Source organism: Phenylobacterium kunshanense (assembly GCF_003254525.1).
Classification (GTDB): Bacteria; Pseudomonadota; Alphaproteobacteria; order Caulobacterales; family Caulobacteraceae; genus Phenylobacterium; species Phenylobacterium kunshanense.
Genome location: NZ_QFYS01000001.1, coordinates 329,280 through 344,220, shown reverse-complemented (window position 1 = coordinate 344,220; position 14,941 = coordinate 329,280). Strand labels below are relative to the sequence as shown.

Here is a 14,941-nt window from a genome sequence, read left to right as displayed (position 1 = left end):
CATCTGGAAGGAGGACGTGGATGGCCCCGTCAGGCTCCGAGCCTTGGCATTCAGTGAGCGAAGCGGTCGCCCTGGAGCGCTTTGACAGCACCGCGCGAGGACTTGCGCCCGACGAAGCGGCCCGCCGGTTGACCGCCCATGGACGCAACGAACTGCCAACGGCTCCAGGCCGATCGGCGATCCGACGTTTGTTGGCCCAGTTCCACCACCTTCTCATCTACGTGCTGCTGGGCGCCGCCGTGATCACAGCTGCGCTGGGTCACCTGATCGACACGGGCGTCATCCTGGCCGTCGTCCTCGCCAATGCGATCATCGGGTTCATCCAGGAGGGACGGGCCGAACAGGCCATGGACGCCATTCGGCAGATGCTGGCGCCGAAGTGTACGGTGCTTCGCGGCGGCGAACGCGTGAGCATAGATAGCGCACTCGTCGTCCCGGGCGACATCGTCCTCCTGGAGGCCGGCGAGAAGGTCCCGGCGGACCTGCGCCTCGTCACGGCGAACGGACTGCGCCTTGAGGAAGCGATCCTCACCGGAGAGTCCGTCCCGGTCGACAAGGGAACTCGACCTGTGGCAGCCGAAGCGTCCATTGGCGACCGGTCGAGCATGGCCTTCAGCGGCACCCTGGTGGCCGCCGGCGCCGGCCGTGGACTCGTGGTCGCGACCGGAGCGGCCACCGAGATCGGCCGCATCAGCGGCATGCTCGCGCAGGTCCAGACCCTCACCACGCCGCTGGTCCGGCAGATGGACCGCTTCGCGCGATGGCTTACCGTCTTCATCCTGCTGATCGCCGCCAGCCTGCTCGTCTACGGCTACTTCGTCGGCCACGAGGATTTCGCCGGACTGTTCATGATCGTCGTCGGCCTGTCGGTCGCGGCCATCCCGGAGGGCCTGCCCGCCGTTCTGACCATCACCCTGGCCGTCGGGGTCCAGGCGATGGCTCGCCGCAACGCGATCGTCCGGCGGTTGCCGGCCATCGAGACCCTGGGTTCGGTGTCGGTCATCTGCACCGACAAGACCGGCACCCTCACCCGCAACGAGATGATGGCGGCGACGCTCGCCAGCGCCAGCCACACCTATTCTGTCGCCGGCAACGGCTATGCGCCCGAGGGGAGCATCCGCTTGGCCGATGCGGAGGTAGACCCCGCCGAGCACGACCTGCTGGACGCCTTCGCGCGCGCGGCCGCCCTCTGCAATGACGCCGCCCTGCGGAACGACGAACGCGGATGGACCGTCGAGGGCGACCCCATGGAGGGCGCCCTGAAGGCGCTTGCGGGCAAGATCACCGGCCACGGGCCGAACGCCTTCGCCGAGTGGACCCGGGTCGACACCATCCCGTTCGACGCCGCTCACCGGTACATGGCCTCGCTCGACCGCGATCCGGGCGGCCGCACCTGGATCCACGTCAAGGGCGCGCCCGAACGAATCCTGGCCATGTGCTCCACGGAGCGGCGGCCCGGAGCCGGGGTCGAGCCGCTGGACACTGACTACTGGATCCAACGGGTGGAGGAGATCGCCGCCGAGGGCCAGCGGGTGATCGGCTTCGCCGTCAAAGCCGCTCCCGACGGCCATGCCAAGCTCGATCCCAGCGATCTCGAGGGTCAGATGACCTTCATCGGCCTGGTCGGCCTCATCGACCCGCCGCGTCCGGAGGCGGTCGCGGCGGTGGCGGAATGTCATGGCGCAGGAATCCGCGTGAAGATGATCACCGGCGATCACGCCGGCACGGCGGCGGCCATCGCGCGCCATATCGGATTGCGGAACCCGAACGAGGTGCTGACCGGAACGGATCTCGACCGTCTGGACGACGCTGAGCTCGCCGCGGCCATCGTCGAAGCCGACGTCTTCGCCAGGACCAGTCCCGAGCACAAGTTGAGGCTGGTCACGGCTCTGCAGTCGCACGGGCTGGTCGTCGCGATGACGGGCGACGGCGTGAACGACGCGCCGGCCCTGAAGCGCGCGGACGCGGGCATCGCCATGGGACAGAAGGGGAGCGAGGCCGCGAAGGAGGCCGCCGAGATCGTCCTCGCCGACGACAACTTCGCGTCCATCGCCGCAGCCGTCCGGGAGGGTCGGACGGTCTATGACAACATCAAGAAGGTCATCAGCTGGACGCTGCCCACCAACGCCGGCGAGGCGATGACCATCATCGTCGCGTTGCTCGCCGGCATGGCCCTGCCCGTCACGGCGGTGCAGATCCTGTGGGTCAATCTGGTCACCGCAGTGACCCTGGGCATCGCGCTGGCCTTCGAGCCCACCGAAGAGAACACGATGCGGCGCCCGCCCCGGCGGCGCGAGGAGCCGCTGCTGACCGGTGAACTGATCTGGCACGTCGTCCTAGTCTCGGGCCTGTTCCTGGCCGCGGTGTTCGGCGTCTATGCCTACGCGGTGGACAAGGGCTACGTCCCCGAGCTTGCCCGCACCATGGCCGTCAACACGCTCGTGGTGCTGGAGATCTTCCACCTCTTCTTCATCCGCAACATCTACGGCGCGTCGCTGACCTGGAAGGCGGCCAAGGGGACTCCGGTCGTATGGGCGTGCGTTTTAGCTGTGACGGCGGCGCAGTTCCTCTTCACCTACCTGCCGCCGCTTCAGCAGGTGTTCGGCACACGCGCGGTGCCGCTGCTGGATGGCCTCATTATCGTCGCCGTCGGCGCCACCTTCTTTGCCGTGATCGAAGCCGAAAAGCAGATGCGCCTTGCGTTTCGGGGCGGCGCGCCCACCCCGCAGCCGCCTCACGCAGCGTTTGCCGGGACAGGGGAACGGAGCACGCCAAGATAGCGCGGCCGCATGTCCGGCCTCGTGCCGGGGCGAAGACAAGAAGGAATGAGCCCGTGGCGAGGCGACGACCAGAACCCAAGCTTGAGCGCATCGTCGTGGCCTACGACTTCTCGCCCGGCGCGGACCGCGCGCTCCGTCGAGCTACCCTGCTCGCGAAGGCGAGCCATGCCGCCATGGTGCTCGCGCACGCCGCCAGCGATACGGCGGCCGACGAGCTCCCTGGAGAAGCAGAAGCGCTTCTGTCGGGCCTGGCGGAAACCGTCCGCTCGCTCGATGGCGTGGCCTGCGAAGCTCGCATCAGGAAAGGCAGGGCGCCAGAGACGATCGCCGCACTGAGTTTGAGCTCGGGCGCCGACCTCATCGTCACAGGACCACCTCGACCGGAGGGCGTGCGAAACCTGTTCGTCGGCACGACAGCCGGGCGATCGGTGAAGCACGCCCAGGCTCCGGTTATCGTCGCCGCCGGCGTCCCTGCTCATCCCTACCGCCGCGCCTTGTTCGCGACCGACCTGTCGCAGAATTCGGCGGCGGCCGCCGCAGCGGTCCGCCGCTTGGGCCTTCTGGAGAACGGCTGGCTTGCTGCGCTGTACGCGTTCGCGGCGCCCGCCGAGGGCCTGATGTTCAGAACGCCTACGCCCCGCGCGGACCTGAAGGCGTACATGGCCGAAGAAGCCGACCACTCAGTCCGAGAGCTTCAGGGCTTTCTCGATCAATCCGAAATCTCTGCGGACGAGCGGCTGGCCGAACCCATCGACATCGATGCCGCACAGACTGTCCAGGCTGTCGCTCGCCGTCTTCGGGCCGACCTCGTCGTGATTGGCGCGCGCGGTCGAAGCACATTGGAAACGCTTCTCCTCGGCAGCGTGGCCACGGCGCTCTTGGCCTCCGCAGATCGGGACATATTCATAGCCCCGCCGGCGCGGAACGGTTCACCGTGAGCGGCGCGGCCTCCGACATCGAATCCGGGAACATGCTCGCCAAGCAGTTGTCCTATCTATCGCCCGCCCAGTCGGCGGGGATCGTCATGGGCGCCCGCGTGCCGATCATGCTCACCAGCCGCTCGGATCCCGAAGCCTCGAGGCTGGCGTCCTGCACCCTCGCCATCTTGGTCAGCCAACACACGCCGAGCAAGTACGTCCGGTGACCGGGCGCCGCCTCCTCACGCTGAACGCCGGCTCATCGAGTCTGAAATTCGCGGTCTATGGCGTGAAGCCCGACCTGCCGCTGCTGATGTCCGGTCAGGTGTCCTACCTGAACACCGCCCCGAGGTTCAGGGCCCGCGCGCACGGCGAGGTTCTCGCGGACGAGGCTTGGCCGCAGCCCTCGGGCTTGGAGCGGGTGCTGGACCGCGTCTTCGATTGGCTGGAGTCGAGCGGCTGGGGCGCCGGGATCGAGGCGGTCGGGCACCGCATCGTCCACGGCGGGCTTAAATTCGACGCCCCGACCGTGCTAAGCTCGAGGGTGGTCGAGCAGTTGGAGGGGCTCTCCGCGCTGGCGCCGCTGCACCAGCCGTTCAACCTGAGCGCCGTCGCCGCAGCGACCGAGCGGTTTCGGTCGGCGCTGCAGGTCGGAGTCTTCGACACGGCCTTCCACGCAACCCAGCCCCGGACCGCGCGGCTCTACGGGTTGCCGCGCGAGCTGATCGACGAAGGGGTCATCGCCTACGGTTTCCACGGGCTCTCATACGCGTACATCGCCGGGGTGCTCCGGGACCAGGAGGGACGGGACGCCGGCGGGCGCGCCATCGTGCTGCACCTCGGAAGCGGCGTCTCGCTCTGTGCCCTGGATCGGGGGCGCAGCGTGGCCACCACGATGGGCTTCTCGGCGCTGCAGGGGCCGCCCATGAGCACGCGCAGCGGCTCGCTGGACCCCGGCGTCATGTTGCACCTGATGCGAGCCAAGGGCATGGACCCGGAGGCCATCGAGGACCTGCTCTACCACCGCTCCGGCCTGCTAGGCCTCTCCGGCATCAGCGGCGACATGGTCACGCTGCTCGCCAGCGCCGACCCCCGCGCGGCGGAGGCGCTCGATGTGTATGTCTACCGCGTGGCGCGGGAGGTCGGCAGCCTCGCCGCCGCTCTGGGCGGCCTCGACACCGTCGTGTTCACCGCCGGCGTCGGCGAGAACGCGCCGGCGATCCGCGAGCGCGTCGTCGACCGCCTGGCCTGGCTGGGCGCGAAGCTCGACCCGAACGCGAATGCCGGGAGCGCCGCCGTCATCAGCGCCCCGGACAGCCGGGTCAAGGTCTCCGTGATCCCCACGAACGAGGAAGTGGTGATCGCCCGCGGCGTGCTTGAGCGTCTCCAGCCTCGCTAGTGTGCGAGTAGCAGCGCCGCCTGAGGCTTGAGCGCGATCAAGGCCGCCCAGGCTGGACGCGCCACACTGCACGATGGAGCCACGGAGCGTTTCATGACCTACCGCGACATCCTCGTCAGCCTGGACGGCAGTCCCGCGCAACACGCAGTGGCCCACTACGCGGCCAATCTCGCGTCGACGTTCGACGCAGTGCTGCTCGGCGCGTTCGCCCGCAGCCGGATCCCGCCGCCGTTCGTTCCGGCCGACGGCGCCGCCTTCCTCTCGGCGTCTGAAATCCAGCGCATCTTCGACGCCCACGAAGATGACGTCCGGAAAACGCTGGAGACTGCGCAAAGCGCCTTGGAAGGGGCCGCGCAGGCGCAAGGCGTCGCCAGCGAGTGGACCGACGTCGTGGACGCTGCAGCGCTCGCGGCCTGCGCCCGACGAGCCGATCTGCTGATCCTGCCCGCCGGCGACGCCAGGACCGCAGACGCGCTCACGCCGGCTGCGCTCGCCATGGCGAGCGGCGTGCCCACCCTGGTGGTTCCGCGAACCGCTGCCCCGGGTGTCTTCGCCCGCGTCCTGGTCGCATGGAGCGGGAGCCGGGAATCGGCCCGCGCCCTCCACGCGGCCTGGCCCATGCTGCGCAGGGCCGACGCGGTGGACGTAGTGATCGTGGGGCGTGGCCGAATCGGCCCGGACCACCTCCTGCAGCGCCACCTGGAGCGGCACGGCGTGGAGCCGAACCTCGTCGAGCATGACGCCGACGACGCCCTGGCCGGCGATATCCTGCGGCGCGAAGCCCTTGAACGCGGCGCCGATCTCGTGGTGATGGGCCTCTACGGCCATACGCGCCTGCGCGAACTGATCCTCGGCGGCGTCAGTCGGGAGCTGCTCGCCGGCCCTCCCACGCCCCTGTTCGTGATCCATTGAAACCTGCGACCACCGGCGCCCGCGCCATCGAGCTGCGGGTCCATGACATCGGTCAGCTGTTCCACAGCCTCGATCCCCTTCCCTACCGCGAGCGGGACCTGGACGAGCGGGTGGAGGAGTACGTGGTCGGCTGGGCGGGAGAGATGCCCCACGGACCGAGCGAGATCGTGGTTCACCTGCCGGCAGAACAGTGCGCACGCGAGGAAGCCGCGCACGTCCGAGACGCCATTCGCAACTACTTTGCGTACCGGGCGAAAGTGCTGGGCTGGGAACTGCGAGAGCTCTTCCGCGTCGGGCGGAGCTCGCTGGCCGTGGGCATTGCCGTGCTCGTGAGCTCTGTCGTGGTGGCCCGGGCGCTCGGCGACCTCTTCGGGCCGGGGGATCTCGGCCGCATCTCCGAGGAAGGCCTGATCATCCTGGGATGGGTGGCGAACTGGCGCCCGGTGCAGATCTTCCTCTACGATTGGCAGCCGCTGGTGCGAAAACGGCGGCTTTACCGCCGTCTCGCCACCATCGGCGTGAGGCTCGCCCCTGCACCGCCGGCCGTTGCGCCCGGCGCGACGGAACACGATCCGGCCAACGAACAGCGCATACGCTCCTAAGTCGCGCCGGCGACGCCCTCTGGTGTCGCACGCGCGATCAGTGAAGCAGGCCCAACTCCCGGGCTCTGACGACCGCCTGGATGCGCGTGCGTACGCCGAGAACCTCGCAAGCCTGCTCGAGATGCTTCTCGACCGTCCGCTGGGAAATTCCCAGGATCTGGCCGGTGTCGCGAGCGCTCTTTCCCTTCTCTGCCCAGGTCAGGCACTCGATCTGCCGGGGCCTCAAGGCTCCTTCATCCGCAACAGATGACGCCGAAGCATCGGCAAGCTTAAGCATACGCATGGACCCACCGCGCATTCGTAAACCTGGGCGCACGCTACCTCAACAACGCAACACAGACAAACACAACCTAGCGTCTATTCACCGACGACAGTTTCTTCGCCGGGGGCCGGCAGAATTTCTGCCACTCATCTCCTCTTGAGCTTAAGCGTACACGTGACCGGCTTCGACGAGCGGTCCCGCGCCTCGGCGCATCCCCGGAGTTCCTTCAGTTCGTCCGCCCCGAGGCGTTGGACCAGCTCGACCTTCTCCCACCTCCCCGGATCATGGACCTGCAGCATACGCTGGCCTGCCGCCGCCCCAGGCAGGGCAAGAGTGGCCGCGGCGAGGCGCTCCGGCACGCGCCAACCGGCCGGCAACGACCGCGCCACCGGGCCGGCCAGCAGGACCCACAGGAACGCCCCAAGGACCGCACCGCCGCCGACGAGGCGCAGTCGCCGGCGCCATGACGCGACCCGAGCCGCCTCCGCGGCCTGGGCCTCCCGGATGGCATCGGTCGCCTGCGCCAGCAGCGTCCTGTCGCGCTCGAGCTCGGCGATCGGCTTCGCAAGCAGGCGCCCGGCGGCCTGATGGAACAGCGGGCCGAGATGCTCCGGCCCGAGAACCAGGGCTGGACGTTCGCCGAGGTTCGCCAGGGCCGCCTGCACGTCGGCGAGCGATTTCTTCAAGGCCGCCAAAGTCGGACTATAGTCCGGCGCCGGCTGATCGCGCTCGGCGGCGAGCCCTTCCACGGCGCGCCGCAGCAGCGCCACCTCCAGCCGTAGCCGCTCGAAGGCCTCGCTCGCCGGATCGCTGGGCTGCAGGCTCACCGCTCGAGCCCCGTGTCTCGGCCCCGCTCGAGGCTGCGCGACAGGTCTGGCCCGCCCCGGCCCAGCTCCACATGACGCTCGGCGGCGCGCATCAGCGCCTCCGGCCGGCCCCGCGCCGCCGCCATGGCCAGGGACGGTTCGCGGATCAGCGCGGCGTCCATGCCCGCCGCCAGTCCGGGACGCGCCCGATCCAGCGCGCCCGCGGCCCGATCGAACGCCACCTGCTGGTGCGGCAGGACCTCCAGTCCGGAGGCCTGCATACGGTGCATGTCCCGCCAGGCCCGTGCGAACGCCTGCGTCCTCGCCAGGTCATCCTGATGAGCCTCGCGCAGCGGCCCCTCGCTGGGCGCCGCGCCTCGGAACTGTGCGAAGATTCCTGAAGTCGAGTTCGCGCCGATGCCACGGCGCTCCGCGAAGAGGTCGGGATAGTCGAGCGTCGAGTCCTTCGCGCGCTCGCGGGCCAGCCCCTTCGCAAGAGCCGCGTCATCGGCGAAGGTCGTGCGGTCATAGTGCAAGGTCACAGCCTCCCGATGCCGCGACAGCGCCACGTAGGTGGCGTGCCGGTCCATGAAGCCGCTGGCCAACACGTGGGCCCGATCCACGGTCACACCCTGCGACTTGTGGATGGTGGTGGCGTAGCCGTGGTCGAGGTCCGTGTAGGCGTTGTGGTCGAAGGCCACGCGCCTGCCGTCGTCCAGCCGCACCGCCATACGCGTCTCGCTCAGCTGCTCGACGGTGCCCAGCGTCCCGTTCTTCACGCCGAGCTCGCGTTCGTTGCGCAGGAAGACGATCCGCTCACCTTCCGCCAACAGCCGCGCGCCGCGCGTGGTCTCGACGCGGTGGTCCGTTCCCAGCGCCCCCGCGCCCTGCATCCGCGCACGCGCCAGGCTGTTGAGGGCGGCCACGTCATCGCGGGTGTAGGCCAGCATGACCTGCGAAGATTCGGGCGCCGTCTGCTTGGCTTCCCACCAGCCCGCCACCACCGCCTCTCGTGCGTCGCCCGGGTCCTCGTGCCCGCGCACCGCGCCGGCCCCCGCGTAAGCCGCCAGCGCCTGCACGGTGCGGCCCGTGGCCAGCTGGCGGGTCGCATCCCGCTGCCAGTCGATTTGCTGGCGCCGGATCTCGGTGAGCTCGTAGGCGCCGTGGCGCTCTGCGAGCGCCCGGAACGCCGCACCGGCCTCGATGGCCTGCAGCTGTTCGGCGTCGCCCACCATCACCACCTTCGCGCCCGCCGCCTGGGCCTGGGCCATCACCCGGCCGAGCTGCCGCGATCCGACCAGCCCCGCTTCATCCACCACCAGCACGTCGCGCGGCCCCAGCGTGTCGCGATCCCGCGCCCACGCATGCTCCAGACTCGCCAAGGTGCGCGATGGAATTCCGGAGCCCCCTTCGAGGCTCTCGGCGGCCATGCCCGACAAGGCCGCGCCACGGACGCGATAGCCCTGCGCCTCCCACGCCTCGCGCGCGACGCCCAGCAGGGCGCTCTTGCCCGTTCCGGCGTAGCCGACCAGCAACCCGAGATCGCCCCGGCGCGTGACGTGGTCGAGCGCGTCGCGCTGCGCGGTCGACAGATCGAAGCCGGCGGCGGACGACCGCGCCAGGGCCGCCGCCTTGTCGCGCTCGCTCACGCGGTGGCCGGGGCGCTCCGCCAGGCTGTCCGCATCCCGCTCTAACCCGCGCTCGACGCGCATCATCTCGCGACTGGTGAAGCGCGCCCGTCCGCGCCCGTCACGTCCCAGCCGCACGATCTCATCGCTGGTCCGGACCTTCGCCAACGCAGCGTCGAACTGCGCCTTTCCGTCGGTGTGCCGGTGAAGGAACCGTGCCAGGTCGTGGTCGGTAAACGTCGCCTGCTGATGGGTGATGGCCGACAGCGCGATCTGCGGCTCCGCCAGGATCCGCTCGCCGTTGCGCCGGGCGATGGCGCGGTGATCTTCCGCGCGCTCCGCCGCCTCGCCATGGATCTCGCGCCGCGCGCCCGACGCGCCGATCTTGTTCTGCGGCTCCAGGTCGATGCCCTGGTCCTTGAGGGCGCGCGCATCGATCCGCGTGTCGATGCCAAGTTCCGCGAGACGACGGTTCGCGTGATTCGCCCAGGCTTCCCGCCAGGCGACCAGCTGGTCCGTGGCGTTCCAGTCGCGGACCTTGCCGCCGAACCCTTCCGGCCCCGCCGAGCGAAGCCCCAGCATCACATGCGCGTGCGGCTTGGCCTCGCCGTCGGCGCCCACGTCCCAATGGACGTTCAGGTCCGCGACCATGCCCTTGCCGACGAACTCGCGCTGCACGAACGACCGCGCGAGCTCGACGCCATCCCGCTGCGAAAGCTCCCGCGGCAAGGCGAACTCCACCTCCCTCGCGAGCTGCGCATCCTTGCGGACCTCGCGCGCCTCAACCTCGTTCCAGAGCGTCTCGCGGTCGCGCCACCGCTCCGGCGCGCCCTCGGGCAGCATGACCTCCGAATGCACGACGCCGGCCTTGGCCGAGAAGTCGTGGGCGCGATCGAGACGTTCGTCCTGCAGCCGCGACGCTGACCGATAGGCCGCGGCCGCGACGGCCGACGAGCCCTTGGCCCGCGAGATCACCTTCGCCGAGAAGTGGTAGATCGCCATGCGATCCCTCCCCACCCAAGCACGTCGCGCCAGCGACGTATAAGCGCGCACTCAGACCTTCGGCCGTGAGTGACGGGACCGCCATGCGTAAGCTTACCCATGGCGGTCCGACGAGCGGCCGCGCAGGGTTCGGGCTCCGTTTGCACGGAGGCAATGTCATGAAGAAGCCGCGCGACCTCGACGCCGAACTTCAGGCCCTGCAGCAGCGCGCCAAGGCGCTGAAGGGCCGGCGCGTGACCCAGTTCGGCGAGCTGGTGATCGCCACCGGCGCCGATCACCTGTCCATCGAAGAACTGGCGGGGGCGCTCGTCGCGGCCGCCAAGGCCGACGCGTCCACGCGGGAGGCCTGGCGGCGCGCCGGCGCCGGCTTCTTTCAGGGACAGAGCCGGACTGGCGGGAGCGTTGGCCGCAACGGCCAAGGCCGCCCGGCGGATGGCGGCGGCGCGCCACCGGCTTGAGGCGGCGCAGGCAAGGTCGGACACGAGGGCCTGGGTCGTGCAGCGCCGCGAACGCACCCATCAGCTGATCGAGCTCGGCGGCCTGGTCGCCAAGGCCGGCCTCGTCGATCTCGCGCAGGACGATCGCGCCGCGCTTTACGGAGCCTTCCTGGAGCTCGCCGATCGGCTGCAGGCGCCCGACGGCGATGGGACGAAGCTGCTGTGGCGACGCCGCGGCCAGCGCGCCTTCGCCAGCGAGGCGGAACGGGTCGGATGAGGCTCGCCCTCGGCGCGATCTGGCCGACCCTGGTCGGCGCCTTCTGGGGAAATGTCGTCGCCAACCTTCCCTTCCTGATCGTGCGGGATCACTTCGGCCTGCCCGACCTTCTCGTCGAATGGGTGATCCCACTGACGGCGACGCTCGTGGGCGGCGCGTGGGGCTATCTGCTCTGGTTGGGGCGCTACGGCCCCACAGGCCCGGTCACGACCCACGGCAGCGCGCAATTTGCGGACGAGCGCCGCGCCCGCGGCGCGCTTGGCGGGCCTGACGGCCTGATCATCGGCCGCGCCGCCGGCGGCTGGCTGATGCGCTACGACGGGCCGGGCCATCTACTGACGTTTGCGCCGACGCGCTCCGGCAAGGGCGTGGGCGTCGTCCTCCCCAACCTGCTGCTCTCCGAGAGCGCGATCCTCTGCGTCGATCCCAAGGGCGAGAACGCGCGCATCGCCGCCCGCGCACGGGCGCGATTCGGGCCCGTGCATGTGCTCGATCCCTTCGAAGCGTCGGGCCAGCCGACCGCGAGCTACAATCCCCTCGACGCCCTGGACCCGCTCGGCCTCGACCTCGCCGAAGACGCCGCGCTGATCGCCGAAGCGCTGGTCTATGATCCGCCGGAGCAGGTGAGCGAGGCGCACTGGAACGAGGAAGCCAAGGCGCTGATCGCCGGCGTGATCATGCACGTCGTCACGCGCCCGCCTCCGGAGGGCCCCACGCTGGCGGCGGTGCGTGACTTGCTCACGGCGGCGCCCGCGCGCTTCGCCGCAACCCTGAAGGCGATGCAGGCCAGCCCCGCGGCCGACGGCCTCGTCGCCCGCGCTGCGAACCGCCACTTGGGCAAGGCGGATCGCGAAGCCACCGGCGTGCTCTCCGCCGCGCAGCGCCATACCCACTTCCTCGACAGCCGCCGCATCACCGACAGCCTGGCCCGCGCGGACTTCAGCTTCGAGGATCTGCGCGACGAGCGCGCCACCATCTTCCTCGTGCTGCCGCCCGAACGGCTCGGCACGCATGCCCGCTGGCTGCGTCTGCTCGTCGCCCAGGCCCTGCACAGCCTGGCCCGCGGCCCCACGCGCGGCGGCGCGAAGCCCTCCCCGGTCCTCTTCCTGCTCGACGAGTTCGCGACGCTGGGGCGGCTCGACCCGCTCGCCCAGGCCTATGGCCTGATGGCCGGTTACGGCGTCCAGCTCTGGGCCATCCTGCAGGACCTGCATCAGTTGAAGGCGCTGTATGGCGAGCGACACGGCACCTTCCTCGCCAACGCCGCCGTCACCCAGGTCTTCAACGTCGCGGACATCGACACCGCCCAGTGGGTCTCGCGCACGCTCGGCGTCACCACCGAGACCTTCATCGCCCACGGCACCTCGATGAACTCCGGCTCGACCACGTCGCTGAAGGGCGGCTCGAGCTCTTCGGGCGATGGCGAGTCTTGGAGCGAGCAGCGGGTGCGTCGCGACCTGCTGACGCCCGACGAAGTCATCCGGCTCCCCGACCACATGATGCTGGTGCTACGCCCAGGCCGCGACCCGCTCCTCGCCGGCAAAATCCGCCACTACGCCGACCGGGAATTCGCCGGGCTGTTCGACCTGTGATGAAGGGCCGGTCATGAACGAGCCCTACCTGCGAACGATCCAGGCCAGGACCGCGAGGCCCGCCACCAATAGCCACCAGAGGCGCCGCACCTCCCTCGCCAGCGCCGTCACGCCCTGATCGATCCGACGGAGCGAGGTGCCGACGGGATCGTCTGCTTCGTCCTCATCTTGATCCCAGCGCGCAATGACCGTTCGCAGGTACTTCCACCGGCGCGCTATGACCTCCAGGCGCGAGCGGTAGAGAGGCAGCGGATAGTTCGCATGCTCCTCGAACGCCTCTCGCGACTCGCGTGAGCACATGGCCGACTCATTGAACGAGAAGGCCAGGCCAAACGCTGCGCCGTCCCTCGCCGAAAACTGCGCGACCTCCTTCTTGGTGAGGGACGCGCCCGCGTAGTATGCGCACCGTTCGGGAAGCGTCGCCGAGTTCGGGGTTCCTGCACGCTCGTAGGCGGAATCCACGAGCCGTGTCCCGTAGACGGCCGCGACGATGCAGCGGAACTCCTCGGCGAGCGGGAGGTCTGTGAACTCGCCCTCAGCTGGATCGCCCCTGTAGTCCTTGGCTTCGAACGCTTCCCACTTCTGGAGCGTCGGATTGATCGGGACCTTGATCGCCACTGTCGGCGGATGGACCCGGACTAAGGTCCGGTGCAGCACCCTGCACCATTCGTCGGTGACCGGGGCGCTGACCACCAACTCGAACAACGCCTTGTGAATGTCCCAGAAGCCCCAATCCGGTCCGTGCTCTTCGTCGCCGGGGGCGACAATCCTCGGATTGTCAGCAGCCAGTTCGACCAGTCTTCGCCAACGCTCATCGCTCAGCTTTTGAAACGGCCCCGCCTTTCGGTAGAGATCGGCCAGGGCCTCGTCCCCGACCGCGGGATTCCGGAGCAGCACTGCCAGTTCATCCAAGGCGCCGCTCGCGAGTATGCGCGCCTTGGTCTGGAGCGGGGCAAGCTCATGCAGCAGGCCATGCGACAGGAACGAGTCCAACTGCGTGTTTGCGTAACACGCCACCCTTAACCCACGCCGACGAGCAGCGTCGCTCGGACCGGACGGCTTGGGACAAGCCGGTCGCGAGAAGGGGAGCCACCACCGCTCTCGATGTGCCGAACTGTGCAAGGGCGAGGTCGATGAGGGGTTCGCGCCGCTGGCCGAGAGCCGTTTCGAGTTCCTCGTCCAGCGCCGTCGACAACAGCGAACGGCGACCCTCCGCGGCTCTTCGCATGTCCTCGAAGACCGCCTCCGGCGACGACGCCAAGAGACGGGCGACGCGCACGGCGTGCGGCTCCACCTGGTCGGACATGTTTCAAGTCTCCCGCGGCGGCTCTGGATGGTGGCGCTCTCTGGTCGCGGGACGCAAGGCGGCGCTCCTGGACCTAAAACCGGCCGTCACGTCGATTGATGTCGTCGAGCAACGCGAACAGTGGCCCCGGCCAAACCACGCCTGCGTCGGCTGCCCTTTTCGCGCGTTCCTCGATGTGCCGCGCGCTGATCGGACCGTCCGAATTCAGTTCGACGTAGACGCTGTTCATCTGGGTGAGAAGTCCCAGGATCGCCTGCTTCCGCTTGCGCAGCGCGAGCATGGCGCCCGGCAACTGGACGGAGACCCATACGGCGTAGACGAAGAAGATCACCGCGAGGAGCGCATTGGCTCCCAACAACCAGTCGGTCGGGAACAGGTGGGCTGCACTCAGTCCCCACAGGAGGAGAGCGATGACGACCCACACCGCCAAGCTCCCGCCGATTTCTGTCAACCAGCCGAGCACCGCGCTCTGCTTTAGCGGAGGCGTCGGCGTGAGCCCTTTGATGTAGTCCGGATTCAGGATTTCATTGCCATAGCCGTAGAGCTCCAACGCGATGAGCAGATCGACCAACATCCTGTCGATGGGCTGGGCGCGATAGGGCAGCCGAAGATAGCTTCCAACGACCGCCTCAATGTCCTGCCGAGCTAGGCTCGGAGTCTTCTTGATCTTGAGGTCGTAGAGCGGCTGGCTGCGGTGGGACCAAAGCCGCAGCGGCTCTTCATCCTTCTTGTCGTACTCCCCGGCCCGGACCGCGAATCTGAGGTCTGAGAGAACGCTCATCCCCTGTTCGAGAATTCCATAGATCGACCGGTCATCCCGCCATTCAAGTGAGGCGCCGACCTCTTCGGCGTAGTCCACGCCTGCTTCCGTGATCGCATCGATAGCGCGGTGGTATTCGGAATAGCGTCGCTTGGAAGGCTCCACGTCCGGGGCCCATTGCGCGACCTCGGCGTCGACAAGCTTGCGGCGCACCGCCGCAAACGTCCTCGGTTCCTCTGCGTCGTCCATCCCAGTCCCCCA

15 protein-coding genes are annotated in these 14,941 nt (G+C 69.1%); 9 read left to right on the top strand and 6 right to left on the bottom strand.

The features are described from left to right. The first annotated feature begins 20 nt into the window (after positions 1-20). From DJ019_RS01630 to DJ019_RS01605, 6 genes are all read left to right on the top strand, one after another. On the top strand, positions 21-2,780 hold the full coding sequence (locus tag DJ019_RS01630; protein WP_111274232.1) for a cation-transporting P-type ATPase: 2,760 nt from the start codon (positions 21-23) through the stop codon (positions 2,778-2,780). Between the two features lie 95 nt (positions 2,781-2,875). Then, positions 2,876-3,718, top strand: a complete 843-nt coding sequence (locus tag DJ019_RS01625; protein ID WP_165843851.1) for a universal stress protein — start codon at positions 2,876-2,878, stop codon at positions 3,716-3,718. Between the two features lie 32 nt (positions 3,719-3,750). Beyond that, positions 3,751-3,924: a hypothetical protein gene (locus tag DJ019_RS01620; RefSeq protein WP_205854064.1), complete on the top strand. Its 174-nt coding sequence runs from the start codon at positions 3,751-3,753 to the stop codon at positions 3,922-3,924. Next, complete coding sequence (locus DJ019_RS01615; protein WP_111274230.1) at positions 3,921-5,096, top strand: acetate/propionate family kinase; 1,176 nt, start codon at positions 3,921-3,923, stop codon at positions 5,094-5,096. Before DJ019_RS01620 ends, DJ019_RS01615 begins: the two co-directional genes overlap by 4 nt. 93 nt (positions 5,097-5,189) lie before the next feature. Continuing rightward, positions 5,190-6,008, top strand: coding sequence for a universal stress protein (locus DJ019_RS01610; RefSeq protein ID WP_133255216.1), 819 nt, complete (start codon positions 5,190-5,192; stop codon positions 6,006-6,008). After that, positions 6,005-6,610, top strand: coding sequence for a hypothetical protein (locus DJ019_RS01605; RefSeq protein ID WP_205854063.1), 606 nt, complete (start codon positions 6,005-6,007; stop codon positions 6,608-6,610). The genes DJ019_RS01610 and DJ019_RS01605 overlap by 4 nt, the downstream gene beginning before the upstream one ends. A gap of 37 nt (positions 6,611-6,647) precedes the next feature. On the opposite strand, the gene DJ019_RS01600 is transcribed toward DJ019_RS01605, so the two are convergent. The 3 genes from DJ019_RS01600 to traA all read right to left on the bottom strand — a co-directional run bounded on the left by DJ019_RS01600 (position 6,648) and on the right by traA (position 10,308). Further along, entirely contained in the window at positions 6,648-6,836 is a 189-nt protein-coding gene (locus DJ019_RS01600) for a response regulator transcription factor (protein ID WP_240606341.1), read from the bottom strand. Positions 6,837-7,018: 182 nt separating this feature from the next. Further along, positions 7,019-7,699, bottom strand: coding sequence for a DUF6118 family protein (locus DJ019_RS01595; protein ID WP_111274227.1), 681 nt, complete (start codon positions 7,697-7,699; stop codon positions 7,019-7,021). Further along, positions 7,696-10,308 (bottom strand): Ti-type conjugative transfer relaxase TraA, encoded by a 2,613-nt coding sequence (gene traA, locus DJ019_RS01590; RefSeq protein WP_111274226.1) that lies wholly within the window; start codon positions 10,306-10,308, stop codon positions 7,696-7,698. The genes DJ019_RS01595 and traA overlap by 4 nt, the downstream gene beginning before the upstream one ends. A gap of 158 nt (positions 10,309-10,466) precedes the next feature. On the opposite strand from traA, the gene DJ019_RS01585 reads away from it, so the two are divergent. From DJ019_RS01585 to DJ019_RS01575, 3 genes are read left to right on the top strand one after another with little or no spacing between them, the layout of a single operon-like run. Continuing rightward, on the top strand, positions 10,467-10,766 hold the full coding sequence (locus DJ019_RS01585) for a conjugal transfer protein TraD (RefSeq protein WP_111274225.1): 300 nt from the start codon (positions 10,467-10,469) through the stop codon (positions 10,764-10,766). Further along, on the top strand, positions 10,711-11,022 hold the full coding sequence (locus DJ019_RS01580; RefSeq protein WP_240606340.1) for a conjugal transfer protein TraD: 312 nt from the start codon (positions 10,711-10,713) through the stop codon (positions 11,020-11,022). Before DJ019_RS01585 ends, DJ019_RS01580 begins: the two co-directional genes overlap by 56 nt. Beyond that, positions 11,019-12,614 (top strand): type IV secretory system conjugative DNA transfer family protein, encoded by a 1,596-nt coding sequence (locus DJ019_RS01575; protein ID WP_111274223.1) that lies wholly within the window; start codon positions 11,019-11,021, stop codon positions 12,612-12,614. Before DJ019_RS01580 ends, DJ019_RS01575 begins: the two co-directional genes overlap by 4 nt. A 24-nt stretch (positions 12,615-12,638) precedes the next feature. Here DJ019_RS01575 and DJ019_RS01570 read toward each other — a convergent pair whose 3' ends face one another. From DJ019_RS01570 to DJ019_RS01565, 3 genes are all read right to left on the bottom strand, one after another. Next, positions 12,639-13,607: a hypothetical protein gene (locus DJ019_RS01570; RefSeq protein WP_111274222.1), complete on the bottom strand. Its 969-nt coding sequence runs from the start codon at positions 13,605-13,607 to the stop codon at positions 12,639-12,641. After that, on the bottom strand, positions 13,573-13,920 hold the full coding sequence (locus DJ019_RS20720) for a hypothetical protein (protein ID WP_133255215.1): 348 nt from the start codon (positions 13,918-13,920) through the stop codon (positions 13,573-13,575). Before DJ019_RS20720 ends, DJ019_RS01570 begins: the two co-directional genes overlap by 35 nt. A gap of 73 nt (positions 13,921-13,993) precedes the next feature. Further along, a complete protein-coding gene (locus DJ019_RS01565) occupies positions 13,994-14,929 on the bottom strand; it encodes a hypothetical protein (RefSeq protein ID WP_111274221.1) in 936 nt (311 codons plus the stop codon). Positions 14,930-14,941: the final 12 nt, after the last annotated feature.